This window comes from Streptomyces apocyni, assembly GCF_009739465.1.
GTDB lineage: Bacteria > Actinomycetota > Actinomycetes > Streptomycetales > Streptomycetaceae > Streptomyces > Streptomyces apocyni.
In genome coordinates this window covers 165098-184668 of sequence record NZ_WHOM01000051.1, presented here as the reverse complement: position 1 = coordinate 184668, position 19571 = coordinate 165098, and the positions used below count along the sequence as shown (strand labels likewise).

General features: G+C 72.0%; 15 protein-coding genes. 13 read left to right on the top strand and 2 right to left on the bottom strand.

What is annotated here, in order from left to right; all coding sequences use genetic code 11:
• Nucleotides 1–103: 103 nt before the first annotated feature.
• The 4 genes from GCN81_RS13850 to GCN81_RS13835 are packed head-to-tail and all read left to right on the top strand — an operon-like array spanning nt 104 to nt 7288.
• Nucleotides 104–2347 carry a sialidase family protein gene (locus GCN81_RS13850; RefSeq protein ID WP_156724880.1) on the top strand — a complete coding sequence of 748 codons (2244 nt, stop codon included), beginning with the start codon at nt 104–106 and terminating at the stop codon, nt 2345–2347.
• Nucleotides 2347–4314, top strand: a complete 1968-nt coding sequence (locus GCN81_RS13845) for a beta-galactosidase (protein ID WP_156724879.1) — start codon at nt 2347–2349, stop codon at nt 4312–4314. Before GCN81_RS13850 ends, GCN81_RS13845 begins: the two co-directional genes overlap by 1 nt.
• Entirely contained in the window at nt 4311–6533 is a 2223-nt protein-coding gene (locus GCN81_RS13840; RefSeq protein ID WP_156724878.1) for a glycosyl hydrolase family 95 catalytic domain-containing protein, read from the top strand. Before GCN81_RS13845 ends, GCN81_RS13840 begins: the two co-directional genes overlap by 4 nt.
• 38 nt (nt 6534–6571) lie before the next feature.
• Entirely contained in the window at nt 6572–7288 is a 717-nt protein-coding gene (locus tag GCN81_RS13835) for a glycoside hydrolase family 12 protein (RefSeq protein WP_156724877.1), read from the top strand.
• Nucleotides 7289–7313: 25 nt separating this feature from the next.
• Here GCN81_RS13835 and GCN81_RS32865 read toward each other — a convergent pair whose 3' ends face one another.
• Nucleotides 7314–7919: an expansin EXLX1 family cellulose-binding protein gene (locus GCN81_RS32865; protein ID WP_325065105.1), complete on the bottom strand. Its 606-nt coding sequence runs from the start codon at nt 7917–7919 to the stop codon at nt 7314–7316.
• 64 nt (nt 7920–7983) lie between these two features.
• Here GCN81_RS32865 and GCN81_RS32860 point away from each other — a divergent pair, with 64 nt between their 5' ends.
• The 4 genes from GCN81_RS32860 to GCN81_RS13815 all read left to right on the top strand — a co-directional run bounded on the left by GCN81_RS32860 (nt 7984) and on the right by GCN81_RS13815 (nt 12402).
• Complete coding sequence (locus GCN81_RS32860; RefSeq protein WP_325065106.1) at nt 7984–8241, top strand: hypothetical protein; 258 nt, start codon at nt 7984–7986, stop codon at nt 8239–8241.
• A gap of 335 nt (nt 8242–8576) precedes the next feature.
• Nucleotides 8577–9251: a helix-turn-helix domain-containing protein gene (locus GCN81_RS13825; protein ID WP_156724875.1), complete on the top strand. Its 675-nt coding sequence runs from the start codon at nt 8577–8579 to the stop codon at nt 9249–9251.
• On the top strand, nt 9248–10006 hold the full coding sequence (locus GCN81_RS13820) for an HAD family hydrolase (RefSeq protein ID WP_156724874.1): 759 nt from the start codon (nt 9248–9250) through the stop codon (nt 10004–10006). The genes GCN81_RS13825 and GCN81_RS13820 overlap by 4 nt, the downstream gene beginning before the upstream one ends.
• The gene (locus tag GCN81_RS13815) at nt 10003–12402 is read left to right on the top strand and encodes a glycoside hydrolase family 65 protein (protein WP_156724873.1); all 2400 of its coding nucleotides are present in this window, start codon (nt 10003–10005) and stop codon (nt 12400–12402) included. The genes GCN81_RS13820 and GCN81_RS13815 overlap by 4 nt, the downstream gene beginning before the upstream one ends.
• A 31-nt stretch (nt 12403–12433) precedes the next feature.
• Here GCN81_RS13815 and GCN81_RS13810 read toward each other — a convergent pair whose 3' ends face one another.
• Nucleotides 12434–12736 carry a GNAT family N-acetyltransferase gene (locus GCN81_RS13810; protein WP_156724872.1) on the bottom strand — a complete coding sequence of 101 codons (303 nt, stop codon included), beginning with the start codon at nt 12734–12736 and terminating at the stop codon, nt 12434–12436.
• 159 nt (nt 12737–12895) lie between these two features.
• On the opposite strand from GCN81_RS13810, the gene GCN81_RS13805 reads away from it, so the two are divergent.
• From GCN81_RS13805 to GCN81_RS13785, 5 genes are all read left to right on the top strand, one after another.
• Nucleotides 12896–13822 (top strand): oxygenase MpaB family protein, encoded by a 927-nt coding sequence (locus tag GCN81_RS13805; protein ID WP_156724871.1) that lies wholly within the window; start codon nt 12896–12898, stop codon nt 13820–13822.
• Nucleotides 13804–16077, top strand: a complete 2274-nt coding sequence (locus GCN81_RS13800; protein ID WP_156724870.1) for a serine/threonine-protein kinase — start codon at nt 13804–13806, stop codon at nt 16075–16077. The genes GCN81_RS13805 and GCN81_RS13800 overlap by 19 nt, the downstream gene beginning before the upstream one ends.
• 105 nt (nt 16078–16182) lie before the next feature.
• Complete coding sequence (locus GCN81_RS13795) at nt 16183–17271, top strand: S-(hydroxymethyl)mycothiol dehydrogenase (protein WP_156724869.1); 1089 nt, start codon at nt 16183–16185, stop codon at nt 17269–17271.
• Complete coding sequence (locus tag GCN81_RS13790; protein WP_156724868.1) at nt 17271–17903, top strand: MBL fold metallo-hydrolase; 633 nt, start codon at nt 17271–17273, stop codon at nt 17901–17903. The genes GCN81_RS13795 and GCN81_RS13790 overlap by 1 nt, the downstream gene beginning before the upstream one ends.
• Before the next feature lie 57 nt (nt 17904–17960).
• Complete coding sequence (locus GCN81_RS13785) at nt 17961–19520, top strand: phytoene desaturase family protein (protein ID WP_156724867.1); 1560 nt, start codon at nt 17961–17963, stop codon at nt 19518–19520.
• Nucleotides 19521–19571: the final 51 nt, after the last annotated feature.

The window sequence follows — 19571 nt, the reverse complement described above, 5'->3', positions numbered from 1 at the left end:
ATGTCCGCTTTCGGCTCAGCTTGGCCAGTCCCGATCGCGACACCGCAGCCGACGGCCTACCGCCGGGGGTCAGCGTGCGCCACAACACAGAACGAGGTGTGTCATGAGCACGTCCAACCTCCGTCGGCGTTCCGTCCTCGCCGGTTCGGCTGCCGCCGCTGCGGTCGTCTCCCTGCCGACGCTCGCGGGGCAGGCGCGGGCGGCCGCTCGCGAGGCAGTCGCTCCCGCGGCCGCCGCCAAGTGCGGCTACCGGTGGCGCAACGCCGTCATGGGGGGCACCGGGTTCATCACGGGGGTGCTGTTCCACCCGTCGGTGCGCGGGCTTGCCTACGCCAGGACCGACATCGGGGGCGCCTACCGGTGGGACGACCGTACCGAGCGCTGGATCCCGCTGACCGACCATCTCGGCTGGGACGACTGGAACCTGCTCGGCGTCGAGGCCATGGCCGTCGACCCGGCCCACCCGAACCGGCTGTACCTGGCCCTCGGCACGTACACGCAGCCCTGGGCCGGCAACGGGGCCGTACTGCGGTCCGAGGACCGGGGTGCCACCTGGAAGCGCACCGACCTCACCGTGAAGCTGGGCGCCAATGAGGACGGGCGGGGATGCGGTGAACGGCTCCTGGTCGACCCGCGGAACCGCGACACCCTGTGGCTCGGCACCCGGCACGACGGGCTCCTCAAGTCGACCGACCGGGGCGCCACCTGGAACGCGGTGAGCTTCCCCGCCGCCCCGAGCGCGACCGGCCAGGGCATCACCCTCCTCGTCGCCGCGGGCCGTACCGTCTACGCCGGCTGGGGCGACTCCGACGGCACCGCCGACAGCCCCAATCTGTACCGCACTTCTTCCGACGGGAAGACCTGGGAGCCTGTCCCCGGGCAGCCCTCCGGTACCTCCGCGAAGGTGCCGGTCCGCGCCGCCTACGACCGCTTCACCCGCGCGCTGTACGTGACGTACTCCAACGCCCCCGGTCCCAACGGGCAGTCGGACGGCAGCGTGCACACGTTGCGTACGGTCAACGGCAAGTGGACCGACGTCACCCCGGTGAAGCCGGGCGGAACCGCGACCGATGGCGAGTCCACCGACGCGTTCGGCTACGGCGGTGTCGCTGTCGACGCCCGCCGTCCAGGGACGCTCGTCGTGTCCACCAACAACCGCTGGGCCGAGATCGACACCGTCTTCCGTTCCACCAACGGCGGCCGCACCTGGACATCCCTCAAGGACGACGCCGTACTCGACGTGTCCGAGACCCCCTATCTCAAGTGGGGCAACGACGCGCCCAAGTTCGGCTGGTGGGTCCAAGCCGTCGGCCTCGACCCGTACGACTCCCGGCACATCGTCTACGGCACCGGCGCGACCCTGTACGGCACGCGCGACCTCAAGCACTGGGCTCCGCAGATCCGCGGCCTGGAGGAGACGTCCGTCCGCCAGCTGATCTCGCCGCCGACCGGGAAGGCCCACCTGATCAGCGGCAACGGGGACATCGGAGTCATGTACCACGAGTCGCTCAACGCGTCCCCGTCGCGCGGAATGGCGTCCAACCCCGTGTTCGGGTCCGCTACCGGGCTCGCGCAGGCCGCGGCCAAGCCCTCGTACGTCGTCCGCGCCGGATGGGGCGACCACGGCAACGGCGCCTACTCGAACGACGGCGGGCGGACCTGGGCGCCGTTCACGGCACAGCCCGCCATCGCCAAGGACGCGCCGGGGCCGATCGCGACCAACGCCGACGGCAGCGTGCTGCTGTGGTCCTTCACCCACTGGGACGGCACCGTGTACCGGGCGCACCGTTCAGTCGACAACGGCGCCACCTGGTCCGAGGTCAACTCCCTCCCGAAGGGCGCCGTCCTGGTCGCGGACCCGGTGGACCCGAGATCCTTCTACGCCTACGACACGACCTCCGGCACGTTCCACGCCAGCACCGACAGCGGCCTGACGTTCACCGCGCAAGCCACCGGCCTGCCCTCGGGCGACGCGGACTTCCAGCTGGTCGCGGCCCCTGGGCGCTCCGGTGACCTGTGGCTCAGCGCCAAGGACAACGGGCTGTACCGCTCCACCGACGCCGGCGCCACCTTCACCAAGGTCGGCAGCTGCCGGGGCTCGCACACCCTGGGCTTCGGCAAGGCCGCCACGGGTGCCTCCTTCCCGGCGATCTACCTGGTCGGCGCCATCGAGGGCCCCAACGCCATCCACCGCTCCGACGACGAGGCGAAGACCTGGGCGCGGATCAACGACGACCAGCACCAGTGGGGTTGGACCGGCGCCGCCATCACCGGCGACCCGCGCGTGTACGGCCGGGTCTACGTCGCCACCAACGGACGCGGTGTGCAGTACGGGGAGCCCGCCTGATGCCCGGCCTGAGCGACGCCACCCGCGGCCGCCTTCTCTTCGGCGGCGACTACAACCCCGAGCAGTGGCCTGAGGAGACCTGGCACGACGACATCCGGCTGATGAAGGCCGCCGGGGTCAACTCGGTTACCCTCGGCGTCTTCTCCTGGTCGACGCTGGAACCGGAGCCGGGCGCCCGGGAGTTCGGCTGGCTGGACACGCTGATGGACCTGACACACGCGCACGGCATCGGCGTCGTCCTCGCCACCCCCACCGCCTCACCCCCGCCCTGGATGGGCCGACTGCACCCCGACACCCTGCCCGTCACCGAGGACGGCCGCACCGAGTGGTGGGGCGGCCGACAGCACTTCTCGCACTCCAGCGCCACCTACCGGCGCTACGCCGCGGCCATCACCGAGGACCTCGCCGCCCGCTACGGCGGCCATCCGGCCCTGACGATGTGGCACATCAACAACGAGTACTGCACCTTCGACTACGGCGACGAGGCCGCGGCCGCCTTCCGCCGCTGGCTGCGCGAGAGGTACGGCTCACTCGACGCCCTCAACGAGGCCTGGGGCACCGCCTTCTGGAGCCAGGGCTACGACACCTGGGACGGCATCCTGCCGCCCCGCCTGCCCCACTACCTGCGCAATCCCACCCAGGTCCTGGACTTCCGCCGCTTCACCTCCGACATGCTCCTGGAGTGCTACGTCGCCGAGCGCGACATCGTCCGCCGCCACACCCCGCACACCCCGGTCACCAGCAACTTCATGCCGCTGTGGATCGGCCAGGACGCCTGGCGCTGGGCGGCGGAGGAGGACGTCGTCTCCGTCGACATCTATCCCGACCCGCGCGACCCGCTGGGCGCGCAGAGCGGCGCCCTCGTCCAGGACATGACCCGCTCCCAGGCGCGTGGGCCGTGGATGCTCATGGAGCAGGCGGCCGGACCCGTCAACTCCCGGGGCGTCAACCATCCCAAGCCCCGGGGCCTCAACCGGCTCTGGTCCCTCCAGTCCGTGGCCCGGGGCGCCGACGCCGTCTGCTACTTCCAGTGGCGGCAGTCCCGGCAGGGCGCGGAGAAGTTCCACTCTGGCATGGTCAGCCACGCCGGGGAGGAAGGCCGGACCTACCAGGAGGTCACACAACTCGGCGCGGACCTGGAGCGGATCGGCGCCGAGGTGACCGGTCGGACCCTCCCCGCCTCCGTCGCGGTCCTGCACGACTGGCACGCCTGGTGGGCCGGTGCCCAGGACGGCCGCCCGTCCACCGAGGTGGACTACCCGGACATCCTGCGCGCCTGGCACCGAGCCCTCTGGCAGGCGCACCTGATCACCGACTTCGCCCACCCCGAGCACGACCTGACGCCGTACCCCCTCGTCGTCGTGCCGCAGCTGTACGCGCTCACCGACGCGGCGATCGACAACCTCCTCAGCTACGTCCAGCGGGGCGGCACCCTCGTCTGCGGTTTCCAGACCGGCGTCGCCGACGAGGACGACCGGGTACGCCCCGGCGGCATGGACGTCCGGTTGCGCGAGCTGTTCGGCATCCGCACGCTGCACGAGTGGTGGCCGCTGGACGCGGGGGAGACCGTCTCGTGCGAGGGTTTCGGGGCGTCCCTGTGGTCCGAGGAGCTGGAGGCCGACGGCACCGCCGAGGAGACCGTGCCGTACCAGGGCGGTGAACTCGACGGGCTGCCCGCCGTCCTGCGCAAGGGCCGGGCCTGGTACGTCTCCACGCTCCCGGAGCCGGACGCGCTGCGCGACCTGCTGGCCCGCATCGCGCTCGGCGCGGGTGTCCGGCCGGTGCTCGACGGCCTCCCGGAGCAGGTGGAGGCCGTACGGCGGGGCGAGGCGCTGTTCGTGCTCAACCACGGCCGCGAGCCGGTGACCGTCGAGGTGCCCGGCACCCACCACGACCTGCTGACGGGGGAGACCGTCACCGACCGGGTGACCCTCGGCCGCTACGGCGTGGCGGTGCTCCGGCCATGACCGCGATCGACGGGCCCCGCCACGGCACCTGGGAGCCACACCCGGCCGACCGCTGGGAGGACGGCTTCCTGAGCGGTAACGGCCACCACGGCGCCCTTGTGTTCGGCGACCCGAACGCGGAGCGGGTCGTCGTCACACATCACACCCTGGTACGGCCGGGCGGCGACGACGCGCACCGCCGTCCGCCCCGGCTCGCCGCCGAACTCCCCGCGCTCCAGGACCGCCTCCTGGCAGGCGACCACACCGCGGCGGAGGGCTTCACCGACGGGCGCCCGCACCAGTGGGCGCAGCCCTTCCACCCCGCCTTCCAGGTCAGCCTGGTCCGGACCGCCGGTGACGGCGTCGACTACCGCCGCGACGTCGACTTCACCACGGGCGTCGTACGGGCGGCCTGCGCCGACTGGACCAGCCGCGTCTTCGTCTCCCGGGCCGACGACGTGATCGTCCAGCACCTCACGGGCCCCGGCCGCACCCTCGACCTCGACATCTCCCTGGACCACCGCCTCCCCGGCGCCCCCGGCAACCTGGCCGTCGGTCACGGAGCCGTCATCACCCCCGAGGGCGCCCTGCTGAGCCTGCGAGCCCGTTACCCCGCCAGTGACAGCAGCAGCGACCGCGCCTTCACCGGCGTCACCCTGGTCGTCGTCACCGGCGGCACGACGACCCTCTCCCCGCCCCGCGCGCACATCGAGGGCGCCCGTTCCGTGCTGCTCCTCACCCGGGTCCGACGGCACACCGGCGAACTCGACGTGTCGGCGGAAGGCCGGGCCCTGCGGGACCTCCCCACGGAGTACGAGGAGCTCCTCGAACGCCACGTCGCCCTCCACCGCACGGCCTACGCGCGTGTCACCCTCGACCTCGCGGCCGACCCCGCCGAACGCGCCCTGTCCGGATCGGAGTTGCTGAAGCAGCCGCGCAGCGCCGCCCTCCTGGAACGGCTCTTCGCGGCTGGCCGCTACCACCTGCTGTCCGCCAGCGGCCTCTTCCCACCCCGCCTGACCGGCCTGTGGACCGGCGACTGGGACACCGCCTGGTCGGGGGCGTTCACCCACGACGCCAACCTCAACCTCCAGACCGCGTCCGCCGCGTCCGCCGCCCTCCCCGAGGTCACCGAGGCCCACGCGAACCTGATCCACCGCCAGCTCCCCGACTGGCGCGACAACGCCCGCGCGGTCTTCGGTACCCGCGGCGTGGTGGCCCCCGCCCACAGCGACGGCGAGTCCGGCCACGCGTACCACTTCAGCCGCGAATACCCCCTCCACCTGTGGACCGCGGGCGCCGACTGGCTGCTGGGGCCACTCGTCGACCACGACGAGACGCACGGCACCCACGACCCCCGCACCGCCGCCGCCCTCGCCGAAGTCGCCGTGTTCTACGAGGACTTCCTCACCCGCACCGACGCCAACGGCCAGCTCGTCGTCGTCCCCTCCTACTCCCCGGAGAACCGCCCGGCGAACGCGAGCTGGGTCACGATCAACGCCGCCATGGACCTGTCGGCGGCCCGCCACGCCCTGCGTACGGCAGCCGACCACCACCCGGACACCCCGGACGCCGACCGCTGGCGCGCCCTCGCCGACCGGCTCCCGCCGCACCGGATCAACGACGACGGCGCCCTGGCCGAATGGGCCTGGCCGGGCCTGGCGGACTCCTACGACCACCGCCACCTCAGCCACCTCTACGGCGTCTGGCCGCTGGCCGAGATCACCCCGTACGACACCCCCGACCTCGCCGCCGCCGCCCACCGCGCCCTCGCACTGCGCGGCGCCGGGAACGACTCCGCGCACGGCCACCTCCACCACGCGCTCATCGCGGCCCGCCTCAGGGATGGCGACCGCGTCGCCCACGCCCTCGACCAGGTGCTGGGCGGCGACTTCTTCCACACCTCCCTGATGAGCGCCCACTACCCGAACCGCCACGTCTACAACGCGGACGCCGCGCACACCCTGCCCGCCGTACTGATCGAGACGCTTCTCCAGTCGACCCCCGACCGGCTGGTCCTCCTGCCCGCGCTCCCGCCCACTCTCCCGGCGGGCCGCCTCACCGGCATCCGCACGCGGTTCGGTGCCGAGGCCGATCTGAGCTGGGCGCCCGACGGGGCGAGGGCGGTCCTGAGACCGACGCGCACCGTCCGTATCGAAGTCAGGACTTCTTCCGGCGACGCGGAGCTGATCGACCTCGTCGCCGGAGAGGACCACGTCCTCAGCATGGGGGCGTGGTAGCAACCCCCACACTTCCCCCCACCCATGGAAGGAACACCATGGTCAAAAGCAGCCTACGCAAGATCACCATGGCGGTGCTCGCGCCGACGATGGCTCTCGGCATCACCGTCGGCCTCGCCTCCGCCCCCGCTTCGGCAGCGGTCTGGAACTCCTGTCACCAGTGGGGCAACACCAGCCTCGACGGCTACCGGCTCTACAACAACATCTGGGGCTCCGGCGCGGGCAGCCAGTGCGTCTGGGCCAACTCCGGGACCAGCTGGGGTGTCTGGGCCGACCACCCCAACACCGGCGGCATCAAGTCCTACCCCAACTCAACGAAAACGATCAACAAGACGATCGACTCCCTCGGCTGGCTCACCAGCGACTACAACGTCACCGTGCCGTCGTCCGGCGCGTACAACACGTCGTACGACATCTGGGACACCGACCACGACTACGAGATCATGCTCTGGGTCAACTCCACCGGACCCGTCGGCCCGCTCGGCACCTGGCAGGACAACGTCACGCTCGGCGGGCACCACTGGAACGTCTACAAGGGCACCAACGGGTCGAACCAGGTGTTCTCGTTCCTGCGGACGTCCGACTCCCGCTCCGGCACCGTGGACATCAAGCCGATCCTCCACTGGATCGCCTACACCAAGGGCTGGATGCCCGGCAACGAGACCATCGGCGACGTCCAGTTCGGCTATGAGATCACCTCGTCGTCCGGTGGACGCGACTTCCGCACCAACCACCTGACCATCAACGGCGGCTGATCCGGCATCAGGGCCGAGGCCGGGGTCAGTGTCGGGCGAACTGAACCCCGGTCGGCTGGACGGCGTCCGGCCGTAGCGCGATCCCGGTGACGGTCAGCCGTTCTCCGTAGATGTCCGTGATCCTGATCGAGTTGCCACACCCGCCGCCGTTGGCGGAAAGGAAGTAGTTGTACGCGGTGCGGGGCAACTGCCGCCAGCCGTCGCCGGACTTGACCTCCAGGCGCGCGACCGGGTTCCGGTGGCCGATCGCCTGGACGGCGCACCAATGGGGACTGGAACCGGACTTGTATCTGATGGAGACCGTCTCGGAGGTGCTGGGGCTCAGCAGCTCCCAGGTGATCGGGATACGGCCGACCTTGAGGTCGGCGAGCTTGGCGAAGGCCTCCTGGCTGAGGTCGAGTTGCCCGGGTGCGCAGGGCAGCGGGCATTCGTTGGTGATCCGTACGGTGATCGACTTGCCGTTGGCCGCGCGGACGCGTATATGCGCGCCGCACGCCCTGGACGTCTCGTAGTCCGTGGTGTTCATGGCCGCGATCATGAGGTCGGGACTCGGGCCGAGCAGGCAGGCGCCGTTTCCGTCCTTGGCCTCATAGGCGGTGGCGACCCCGGTGTAGGTGCCGCCGGGCCGAATGCGCCCTGCCGACGGTGGTGCTGTGGTGGACGCCGTTCGCGAGGATTGCGGGGTGGTGGTGTCCGTGGCTGACGGTCGTGCCCGGGCGGTGGTCTCACCGGCCGTCGGAACAGGGGCGCCGGTCGCAATCGGCGAAGGCGAACCCGACGCACTCGGCGAACCCGACGCGGTCGGCGACTCCGACGCGTTCGGCGACTCCGACGCGTTCGGGGTGTCCGTCCCGGTCGGGGTGGCGGCCCTCACCTGGGCGGAGGCGGCGGGCGTCGCGGCGGCAGGCGCCGCGCCTTCCCTCCGGTCGGGGAGCCACCCTATGACCAGGTAGGCCAGAACACTCGCGGCGGCCACCGCCAGCGTGGTCGCCAGCATGAGCCTGCGTCTGCGCCTGCGCTGCCGCGCGGCCTGCCTCGCTGTCGTCATTACCGTCCGTTCGGAAGATCGAGCCGATGGTGCACTGCTCAGTGGCCGCACGAGGCGAAAAGGTTGCCGCCTTCTCACACGGGGCAGGCGCTCCTCTGAGTCGTTACCCAGAGTGAGCGGTCGTACGCCATCCGGGCGATCCGATGCCTCCCGGTTGCGCCCTCGCGGTTCCGCGAAACCCTGGAAGGGGAGCAGAGCCGGGCGCGAGGCGACCGCGCAGACCGCAGGGAAGTGAACAACATGCCCCGCACGACCCCAAAGCCGACCGCCCGGGCAGTCGGACATACGGACCTGGGCCGCCGGATCGCCGCCCGGCGCGTCGAGCTCGGCTACACCCGCGAGCAGCTGGCACAGCGCTGCGGGATGGACGTCTCGTACCTCGCCTACCTGGAGGAGCGGGCCGCACACCCGAGCACCGGTACGCTCGTGCGCCTCGCCGGGGAGCTCGGCACGACCATCGCCGAACTGACCGGCGTCACCACCGATCGACCACCTGGCCGGGGAACCGCCTGGCTGGAGTCCGAACTCGTCAAGCTCAGCGAGACCGAGTGCCGTCGGCTGCTGTCCACGCACGGCATCGGCCGGGTCGCGATCGTCTCCCCGGACGGCCCCGGCATCTTCCCGGTCAACTACGTCGTCGCCGGCAACGAGATCGCCTTTCGGACCGAGGGCGACGCGCTGCTCGCGCGCGCGGCCGGTACCCAGGTGGCCTTCGAGGTCGATCACATCGACGATGTGATGAAGACGGGCTGGAGCGTCCTGGTGGTCGGCGCGGTCGAGGGCGTCACCGACGCTGAAGCCCTGCGGCGGCTGGACGCCGTCGCGCGCTCCCTGCCCTGGGCGGGCGGCGACCGCACGTACTGGATGTCCATCACCCCCGTACGGATCACCGGCCGCCGCGCGGTGCCTCAGTGAAGCCGGTCCGGGCCGTCGTCTTCGACACCGACGGGGTGCTGCTCGACTCGGCGGCGCTGCACGCGGCCGCGTGGAAGACGGCCTTCGACGGCTGCCTGGAGGAGTGGGGGGCCGACGGAGCGCCGCAGCGGCCCTTCGACGCGGAGGGGGAGTACCGGGAACTGGTCGACGGCAAGCCCCGCTACGACGGGGCGCTCGCGTTCCTGACCGCGAGGGGCATCGACCTGCCCTCGGGCGCGCCCGCTGACGCGCCAGGCTGCGGGACGGTGTGGGCGGTCGCCGCCCGCAAGGAGAAGGCCTTCGCGCGGACGCTACGGTCCCAGCCCGTCGAGCCGTTCGCCGACGTGGAGCCCGTACTCGAAGCTCTGGCGGGAGCGGCGGTACGATGCGCCGCCGTATCCGCTTCCCGGCACGCTCGGCCCTTGCTGGAAGTGGCCGGACTCCTCCAGCTGGTCGAGCTGGTCGTGGACGGAACGGATGCCGCCCGCCTGGCCCTGCCGGGCAAGCCCGACCCGGCGCTGTTCCTGGAAGCCGCTCGGCGCCTGGACGTCGAGCCTGCTCAGGTGGCCGTGGTGGAGGACGCGCTCGCCGGGGTGGAGGCAGGCCAGCGCGGCCACTTCGGCCTGGTCGTGGGCATCGACCGCGCGGAGAAGCCCGGCGGGCGCGCGGCCCTGCTCGAGCACGGCGCCGACGTGGTGGCGGCCGATCTGACCCCGCTGCCCGAACTGACGTCAACGTCAGGAGCGCCACCATGAGCTCGCTGTGGACGTGGGAGTACGACACATACCACCCCGAGACGGAACGGGTCGTGGAAGCCCTGTGCACCCTCGGCAACGGCAGGTTCGCCATCCGTGGCGCCGCCCCGGAGGTGTCCGCCGACACCATCCACTACCCGGGGACCTACGCGGCCGGTTGCTTCAACCGCCTCGTCTCGGAGGTGTCGGGGAAACACGTCGACAACGAGGACATGGTCAACCTGCCCAACGCGCTACGCCTGCGCTACCGGTGCCTGCCCGCCGGTGCCCCGCCGGGAGACTGGCTGACGCCGGACGCACCGGAGTTGCACCACTATCGGGTCACCCTCAACCTGCGTACGGGAACCCTCACCCGGCGCATGGAGTACCGGGACGGGGACGGCCGCCGTCTGGATGTCACGCACACCCGGATCGTCCACATGGGCGACGCGTATCTCGCCGCGCAGCGGACCACGTTCCACGCGTACGGCTGGAACGGGCAGATCGAGGTGGAGTCGATCCTCGACGGGGACGTGACCAATGCCGGAGTCGCGCGGTACCGCGATCTCGCCGGACGCCACCTCGCCGATCACCGCTGTGGAGTTGAGCCGGAGGGTGTGGCCTGGCTGTCCTGCCGGACCTCCGCGTCGCGGATCGGCATTGGTGTGGCGGTCAGAACCACCACGCGGCCGCTTGTCCCGGCCGGGGGCGGCTGCACGGCCGCCACCGCGGTCCAGACGTACCGGCTGCCGCTGACCCCCGACCGCTCCGCCACCGTCGTGAAGACGGCGGCCCTGTACACCTCGCTGGACCGGCCGCCCGGTGACCCGCTGACCCTCGCCACGGACCACGCCACGGCGGCGCCCGCCTTCCGTACGCTCCTCGCCACCCACCGGGCGGCATGGGAACGCCTGTGGAGCCAGGGCGAGTTGAACGTTCCCGGCGAATCGGGCCGGATCCTGCGGCTGCACCTCTTCCACGTCCTGCAGACGCTCTCCCCGCACACCGCCGAGCTCGACGCGGGCGTGCCCGCACGGGGGCTGCACGGGGAGGCGTACCGCGGTCACATCTTCTGGGACGAGCTGTTCGTCATGCCGTATGTGACCCTGCATTTCCCCGAGGTGGCCAGGGCGCTGCTCATGTACCGCCACCGCCGCCTGCCGGCCGCCAAGGCCGCGGCCCGGCGCACGGGGGGCTACGGCGCGATGTTCCCCTGGCAGAGCGGCAGTTCAGGGGACGAGGAGACGCAGTCCCTGCACCTCAATCCCCGTTCCGGCCATTGGCTGCCCGACCACTCGCATCTCCAGCGGCACGTCGGATCGGCCATCGCCCTGGACGTCTGGCGGTACGGGAGCACCACCGGGGACACCTGCTTCATGTACGGCCCCGGAGCGGAGTTGCTGCTCGAGGTCGCCTGCTACTGGGCGGGAGCCGCCGCGTACGACGACACCTGCGGGCGCTATCGCCTTCGCGGTGTGCTGGGACCGGACGAGTACCACGACGCCTACCCCGACGCGGCCGCCCCCGGCATCGACGACAACGCCTACACCAACGTGACCGCCGCGTGGGTCCTGGCGCGCGGGCTTGAACTGATCGAGGAACTGCCGCGCACCCGACGCGACGAACTCTTCGAGCGCCTCGACGTCGACCGCGCGGCGCTCGACCGGTGGGAGGACATCTCCCGCCGCCTGTACGTGCCCTTCCACGCCGGTGTGATCAGCCAGTTCGAGGGGTACGGCGCACTCGCGGAGCTGGACTGGGAGGCGTACCGCGCCCGTTACTCCGACATCCGCCGACTCGACCGGATTCTGGAAGCCGAGGGCGACACGGTCAACCGCTACCAGGCGTCCAAGCAGGCCGACGCGCTCATGCTCGGCTACGTCTTCCGGCCCGCCGTGCTGCACGAGCTGTTCGCCCGGCTCGGCTACGGTCTGGACGACGCGGCGTGGCGGGCGACCGTCGCGTACTACCTCCAGCGGACCAGCCACGGATCCACGCTCAGCAGTCTGGTCCACGGCTGGGTGCTCGCCCGCCAGGGCGGGGCGGACGCCTGGCGGTACTACGAGGAGGCACTGCTCAGCGATGTCACCGACATCCAGGGCGGGACGACCGGTGAGGGCATCCACCTCGGGGCGATGGCGGGCACGATCGACCTCGCCGAACGAGCCCTCACGGGCCTGGAGGCGGGGGCCGACGGGCTGCGCGTCGACCCGATGCCGCTCCGGGAGATCCCGCACCTGTCGTTCACGTTCTGCTACCGGGGCCACTGCGGCGTCCGCATCCGGCTCCTCCCGGGGCGCCTGGGCGTGACGGTGCCCGGCGGACCGCAGGGCCCGCTGCCGCTGATCCTGCCCGGAGGACGCCAGGTCGCGGTGGCTCCGGGCGAGCAGCACTGGTTCCGTTCGGCCCGCGGCTAGCCCGCGAGTCCGCCCACGCCGTCTAGTCCGGCTAGTCCGTCGCCTGGCTGCGGTTCTGGTAGGCGAGGTCCTGGTACTCAGGGTGGCGGGCCATCCAGCCCGAGATGAACGGGCAGGTGGCCAGTACGCGCAGGCCGCGGCGCCGCGCGTCGTCCAGCGCGGCGCGAGCGAGGGCGCTGCCCACACCCTGGCCCTCGTAGGCGGGGTCGACCTCGGTGTGCGGGTACACGACGAGCTCCTCCGTACGGAGGTAGTCGGCGAACCCGGCGAAGCTGCCGTCGACCCGCGCCTCGAACCGGCGCTCCGCTTCGGCGTCGGTGACCGAGGTGCTCATGAGGTGCCTCCTTCTTTCCCGCTTTCCCGTCTTTCCCGCTTTCCGGCACCGATCATGCGCGCATCCGCCCGCGGACGCGACTCGACGGGGGACTAGCCTGAAGACAAAGGGTCCGGCCACACGGTCTGGCCCCGGGGAGGGGCGAGGGAGGTACGGCCCGTGCGTACGGCGGACCCCGGGTTCTTCGGGCCCTCATCGGTCACCTGGCAGCTCCACAGCGATCCCGCCATGTGGATCGCGGGAGTGCGGGCGCTCTACCTCCAGGCGCTGCACCCGCGTGCCCTCCGTGGCGTCCTCCAGAACTCGGACTTCCGCCAGGACGCCTGGGGGCGGCTGCTGCGTACGGCCAACTTCGTCGGCACCATCAGCTACGGCACCACCGAGGCGGCCGAGCGGGCCGCGGCCCGGGTGCGGGGCATTCACCGTCGCCTCAAGGCCACCGACCCGGACTCCGGCGAACGCTACGGCGTCGACGAGCCCGCGCTGCTGCTCTGGGTGCACTGCGCCGAGATCGACTCGTATCTGTATGTCGCCCAGCACTCGGGCCTGCCGGTCAGCGACGCCGAAGCCGACCGCTACATCGACGAACAGCGCGCCAGCGCCCGCCTGATCGGCCTCGACCCACACGGCGTACCGGCCGACCGGGCGGAGCTCGCCGCCTACTTCACACGGATACGGCCCCAGCTCGCGGCCGGGCCGGAGGCCCACGACGTGGACGACTTCCTGCGCCGCCCCCCGATCCATCCGCTGCTCACCCCCGCGCGGGAGCTGCTGTGGCGTCGGGTGGAGAACCTCGCGTACGGCACGCTGCCGCCCTGGGCCCACACGCTGTACGGCAGACCAGCCCCGCCGCCCGAGACCGTGGACCTGCGGCTGCGGGCCACCAGCAACCTGCTGCGCTGCATACCCGCCCGGGTCCGCTGGCAGCTGCCCCCCAAGCACATCCTGCGCGCCATGGCACGCCTCGGGCCCGGCAGCCGCCCGGCACCGTACACACCGCGCGGCCAGACGGCCATACTGGACACGCCGGGGAGGGCGCAGCGAGGCGACGGGGGCGACAGCACGCGATGGCGGACACCAGGCTGATCCAGGGCCGGTACCGGCTGCTTGAGCTGATCGGGCGTGGCGGTATGGGCGAGGTGTGGCGCGCCCGCGACGAGTCGCTGGGCCGCGGAGTCGCCGTCAAGTGCCTGAAACCGCTGGGCCCGCAGCACGACCCCTCCTTCACCCGGGTGCTGCGCGAGCGCTTCCGGCGCGAGGCGCGCGTCGCGGCGGCGCTACAGCACCGCGGGGTCACCGTCGTCCATGACTTCGGCGAGTGCGACGGGGTGCTGTACCTGGTGATGGAGCTGCTGGAGGGGCGCAACCTCAGTCAGCTCCTGGAGGACAACAAGGCGCATCCGCTGGCCGTCCCCGACGTCGTGGAGATCACCGAGCAGGTGTCCCACGCCCTGGCCTACACCCACGACCAGGGCATCGTGCACCGGGACCTGAAGCCCGCCAACATCATGCGGCTCACCGACGGCACGGTGAAGATCTGCGACTTCGGCATCGCCCGCCTCGGTCACGACATCGGCTTCACCTCGCGGCTCACCGGCACCGGCATCGCCATGGGCACCCCGCACTACATGTCGCCCGAGCAGATCAGCGGCGCCCCGGTGGACCATCGCAGCGACCTGTACTCGCTGGGCTGTGTGCTGTACGAGATCGCCACCGGCGCCCCGCCGTTCGACCTCGACGACGCCTGGGCCGTGCTGGTCGGGCACCGCGACACGGCGCCCACGCCGCCGCGCGAGCACCGCCCGGAGCTGCCCACGTTCTTCGAGCACCTCGTCCTCGACCTGCTCGCCAAGGAGCCCGAGGCCCGACCGCACGACGCGCGGCAACTGGCCCACCAGATCGCCGACGGCCGCGCCGGGACACCGCCCGCGGCCCTGCGGGTGCCCACCGTGGTGGTCCGGCCCACGGGCGCGCGCCCCGACCAGCCACAGGGCGTGACGGGGCACGGCAGCGCGCCCCGTGAGCTACGGCTGCCGTCCTGGACCCGCGGGATGACCACCGGCAAGAAGGCGGGCGGCGGCTCAGCCCCGCGAGGCACCCCGCTGGACGCGGCCGGACTCACCGGCGAATGGACCCCGCGCACCGACCGGCTCGCACCCACCGTGCCACCGCGCCAGAAGCGCCCCACACCGTCCCCCGCACTCCTGTCCGCCCTCACGGGCCGGCACAACGCGGGGCTGAGCCTGGGCCGTCTCGACCGCTGGGAAGAGGCCGGTGAGGTGCACCGCGCGGTCGCCGCCGAGCGCGAGCACGCCCTCGGCCCCGACCATCCCGACACCCTCGCCAGCCGGTACGAGGTCGGGTTCGCGCTCAGCCGCACAGGACGCCCCGCCGACGCCCTGCGCGAGTACGACCGGGTCGCCGCGGGCCGCGAGCGCGCACTCGGTCCTGACCACCCCGACACCCTCGCCGCCCGGCAGGAGACGGCGTACGTACTGGGCCAGCTCGCCCGGCACTTCGAGGCGCACCAGGTGTACGCGGCGGTACTCGCGTCCCGCGAGCGGACGATGGGCGCCGACCACCCCGACACCCTGCGCTGCCGCCACAACCTCGCCTTCAACCTCAGCAGGCTCGGCCGCCTTGAGGACGCCTACCGCATGGCTCTGGACGTGGCCACCGCCCGCGCCGGGGTGCTGGGGCCCGGCCACCCCGACACTCTGGTCACTCAGTACGAAGTCGCTTACACCCTCGGCCAGTTGGGACGCTGGAACGAAGCGCTGGAAACCTACCGCGAGGTCGCCGAGGCTCGGCGCCAGGCCCTGGGCCCCGACCACCTGGACACCCTGGCCGCCCGCTACGAGGTGGGCATCAGCCTGGGCCGCCTCGGCCACAGCGTCGAAGCCCTCGCCCTCTACCGGGACCTGGTCGACGACCGGACCCGCGTGCAGGGCCCCGACCACCCCGAGACGCTGCGTGCCCGGCACGGCCTCGGCGTCAACCTCGGCCGCCTGGGCCGCTGGGAGGAGGCCCTGGCCGTGGCCCGCCACGTCGGCGCCCGCCGCGAACGGGTGCTGGGCGCGGATCACCTGGACACCCTCGTCAGCCACCGTGAGGTGGCCGTCAGTCTCGGCTGGCTCGGCCGCTGGGCGGACGCCCTCACGGAGTACCGCCAGGTCGCGGCCGCCCGCGAGCGGGTCTTCGGCGCCGACCACCCCGACGCCCTGGCCAGCCGCAACGACGAGGCGCACTGCCTGGAACAACTCGGCCGCGGCGCGGAGGCCGCCGACCTCTACCGCCGGGTCGCGGCCCTGCGCCAACAGCGCGGCAGCCAGGGCCAGTGAGCACCTGTCCCCGACCTTTCGAACCCCCGGCCCCCCGGCGCCTGGACGATGACCCATGACACCCTGACCCTGAGAGAAACGCCCGCTAGGTGAAAGGAGCGTGACATGGCCGCCCAGCAGGTACGTGGTGTCATCGCCCCCGGCAAGAACGAACCGGTGCAGGTCCAGACGATCCTGGTCCCGGACCCGGGTCCGGGAGAGGCTGTGGTGCGGGTGGAGGCCTGCGGCGTCTGCCACACCGATCTGCACTACAAGCAGGGCGGCATCAGCGACGACTACCCCTTCCTGCTCGGCCACGAGGCCGCGGGCGTCGTGGAGTCGGTCGGCGAAGGCGTCAGCGAGGTGGCGCCCGGCGACTTCGTCATCCTCAACTGGCGTGCGGTGTGCGGCCAGTGCCGGGCCTGCCGCCGCGGCCGCCCCTGGTACTGCTTCGACACCCACAACGCCCAGCAGCGGATGACCCTCACCGACGGCACCGCGCTCTCCCCGGCCCTGGGCATTGGCGCCTTCGCCGAGAAGACACTGGTCGCGGCCGGACAGTGCACCAAGGTGGACCCCTCCGCCTCGCCCGCCGTGGCCGGGCTGCTCGGCTGCGGAGTGATGGCCGGAATCGGCGCGGCCCTCAACACCGGCAACGTCACACGCGGCGACTCGGTGGCCGTCATCGGCTGCGGCGGGGTGGGCGCGGCCGCCGTCGTGGGCTCTCGCCTCGCGGGCGCGGCACGGATCATCGCCGTCGACATCGACGACCGTAAGCTCGACACCGCCCGCGCCATGGGCGCCACCGACACCGTCAACTCCCGGGACACCGACCCGGTGGAGGCGATCCGGGCGCTCACCGGCGGCTTTGGCGCCGATGTCGTCATCGAGGCCGTGGGCCGCCCCGAAACGTACAAACAGGCCTTCTACGCACGGGATCTGGCGGGCACGGTCGTCCTCGTCGGCGTTCCCACCCCCGAGATGACCCTGGATCTGCCGCTGCTCGACGTGTTCGGCCGGGGCGGCGCGCTGAAGTCCTCCTGGTACGGCGACTGTCTCCCCTCGCGCGACTTCCCGATGCTCATCGACCTGCACCAGCAGGGCCGTATCGACCTGGCCGCCTTCGTCACCGAGACGATCGCGCTCGACGACCTCGAGAAGGCCTTCGCGCGGATGCACCAGGGCGATGTGCTCCGTTCGGTGGTGATGCTGTGATGACCGGCGCCCGCATCGAGCACCTCGTCACCTCCGGCACCTTCAGCCTGGACGGCGGCACCTGGGACGTCGACAACAACGTCTGGATCGTCGGCGACGACCACGAGGCGATCGTCATCGACGCCGCGCACGACGCCGACGCGATCGCCGCCGCACTGGGGGACCGCACCCTGCGCGCCGTCGTCTGCACGCACGCTCACAACGACCACATCGACGCGGCCCCCGAGCTCGCCGCGCGCACCGGAGCGCCCATCCTGCTCCATGCCGACGACCTCCCGCTGTGGAAGCAGACCCACCCCGACCGCCTCCCCGACGCCCTGCTGTCCGACGGCCAGCGGCTGTCCATCGCCCGTACGGACCTCACCGTGCTGCACACTCCGGGCCACGCCCCTGGCGCCGTCTGCCTGTACGCTCCGGTCCTTTCGACCGTCTTCAGCGGCGACACGCTGTTCCAGGGCGGCCCCGGCGCGACCGGGCGCTCGTTCTCGCACTTCCCGACGATCATCGACTCGATCAGGGACCGGCTGCTCACCCTGCCACCGGAGACGGTGGTCCGCACCGGCCACGGCGACTCGACGACGATCGACGCCGAGGCGCCGCACCTCCAGGAGTGGCTTGATCGCGGCCACTGAGCGCGAGGCCGGGGTGTTCCGGTGTCGCCGCCGCGGCCTCGCGTGTTACGAAGAGCCATGCCCGTCCCACGCCTCTACGACGCCGTCATCGTCGGCGCCGGACACAACGGCCTCGTCGCCGCCGCCTACCTCGCCCGCGCCGGACGCCGCGTGCTGGTCCTGGAGCGCCTGGACCACACCGGCGGAGCGGCCGTCTCCAGCCAGGCCTTCGCCGGGCTCGACGCCCGGCTCTCCCGCTACTCGTACCTGGTCAGCCTGCTGCCGCGGAAGATCGTCCGGGACCTCGGGCTGACCTTCGCGGTCCGTAAGCGGGACGTGTCCTCGTACACGCCGACCGAGCGCGACGGCCGGTCCACCGGACTGCTGATCGCGGGCAGCGCCGCCCGTACCCGCGAGGGCCTTCGGCAACTCACCGGTTCAGACCGGGAGTTCCAGGCATGGCAGCGCTTCTACGCCCGTACCGCCCAGGTCGCGCAGCGCGTCTTCCCGACCTTCACCGAGCCGCTCCCCACCCGCGCGCAGCTGCGCCGCCAGGTGGCTGACGACCACGCCTGGCGGATGCTGTTCGAGGAGCCGATCGGTGTCGCCGTCGAGGAGCACTTCGCCGACGACCTGGTGCGCGGCGTCGTCCTCACCGACGCCCTGATCGGCACCTTCGCCGACGCCCACGACCCTTCCCTACGGCAGAACCGCTGCTTCCTCTACCACGTCATCGGCGGCGGAACGGGAGACTGGGATGTGCCGGTCGGCGGCATGGGGGCGCTCACCGACGCCCTGGCCCGCGCGGCACGCGAGGCGGGCGCCGAGATCGTCACCGGGCGCGAGGTGACCCGTATCGACACCGACGGCACCCACGCCGAGGTCACCTCCGCCGCGGTGGACGGCGAGGCTACCGCCGCGGCCCGGCACGTCCTGGTCAACGCCTCACCCGAGGCGCTCGCCGCGCTGCTCGGCGAGACACCCCCACCGCCCGCCGAGGGAGCCCAGCTCAAGGTGAACATGCTGCTCAAGCGGCTGCCGAGGCTACGCGACCCGTCGGTCGACCCGCGCGAGGCCTTCGCCGGAACCTTCCATGTCTCGGAAGGCTACGAGCAGTTGGCGACGGCCTACATGCAGGCGGCGGCCGGTCGGCTGCCCTCTGCGCCGCCGTCGGAGATCTACTGTCACTCGCTCACCGACCCGTCGATCCTCGGCCCCGACCTGGCGGCGGCGGGCTACCAGACGCTCACGCTGTTCGGACTGCACACCCCCGCCCGGCTCTTCACCCACGACCACGACGCCGTACGCGAGGAGTTGCTCACGTCGACCCTGGCGCAGCTGGACACCCACCTGGCCGAGCCGCTCGCCGACTGCCTGGCCACCGACGCCGACGGCCGACCGTGTATCGAGGCCAAGACCCCCCTCGACCTGGAACGCGAACTACGGCTGCCCGGCGGCAACATCTTCCACCGCGACCTCGCCTTCCCCTACGCCACCGAAGGCAGCGGCCGTTGGGGCGTGGAGACCGCACACCCCAACGTCCTGCTGTGCGGGGCAGGCGCGGTGCGCGGCGGCGGGGTGAGCGGCATCCCCGGGCACAACGCGGCGATGGTGGTATTGAACGGCGCCGCCCCCTGAACCGCCCAACCCCCTGAACCGCCCAACCCCCTGAACCGTCCAACCCCCTGA

Excerpts from the sequence above, each read along its gene's own strand:
- GCN81_RS13800 (WP_156724870.1), top strand. The coding sequence starts at position 13,804 with ATGGCGGACACCAGGCTGATCCAGGGCCGGTACCGGCTGCTTGAGCTG.
- GCN81_RS13785 (WP_156724867.1), top strand. The coding sequence starts at position 17,961 with ATGCCCGTCCCACGCCTCTACGACGCCGTCATCGTCGGCGCCGGACAC.
- GCN81_RS13825 (WP_156724875.1), top strand. The coding sequence starts at position 8,577 with ATGCCCCGCACGACCCCAAAGCCGACCGCCCGGGCAGTCGGACATACG.
- GCN81_RS13850 (WP_156724880.1), top strand. The coding sequence starts at position 104 with ATGAGCACGTCCAACCTCCGTCGGCGTTCCGTCCTCGCCGGTTCGGCT.
- GCN81_RS13840 (WP_156724878.1), top strand. The coding sequence starts at position 4,311 with ATGACCGCGATCGACGGGCCCCGCCACGGCACCTGGGAGCCACACCCG.
- GCN81_RS13790 (WP_156724868.1), top strand. The coding sequence starts at position 17,271 with ATGACCGGCGCCCGCATCGAGCACCTCGTCACCTCCGGCACCTTCAGC.
- GCN81_RS13835 (WP_156724877.1), top strand. The coding sequence starts at position 6,572 with ATGGTCAAAAGCAGCCTACGCAAGATCACCATGGCGGTGCTCGCGCCG.
- GCN81_RS13815 (WP_156724873.1), top strand. The coding sequence starts at position 10,003 with ATGAGCTCGCTGTGGACGTGGGAGTACGACACATACCACCCCGAGACG.
- GCN81_RS13845 (WP_156724879.1), top strand. The coding sequence starts at position 2,347 with ATGCCCGGCCTGAGCGACGCCACCCGCGGCCGCCTTCTCTTCGGCGGC.
- GCN81_RS13810 (WP_156724872.1), bottom strand. The coding sequence starts at position 12,736 with ATGAGCACCTCGGTCACCGACGCCGAAGCGGAGCGCCGGTTCGAGGCG.
- GCN81_RS13795 (WP_156724869.1), top strand. The coding sequence starts at position 16,183 with ATGGCCGCCCAGCAGGTACGTGGTGTCATCGCCCCCGGCAAGAACGAA.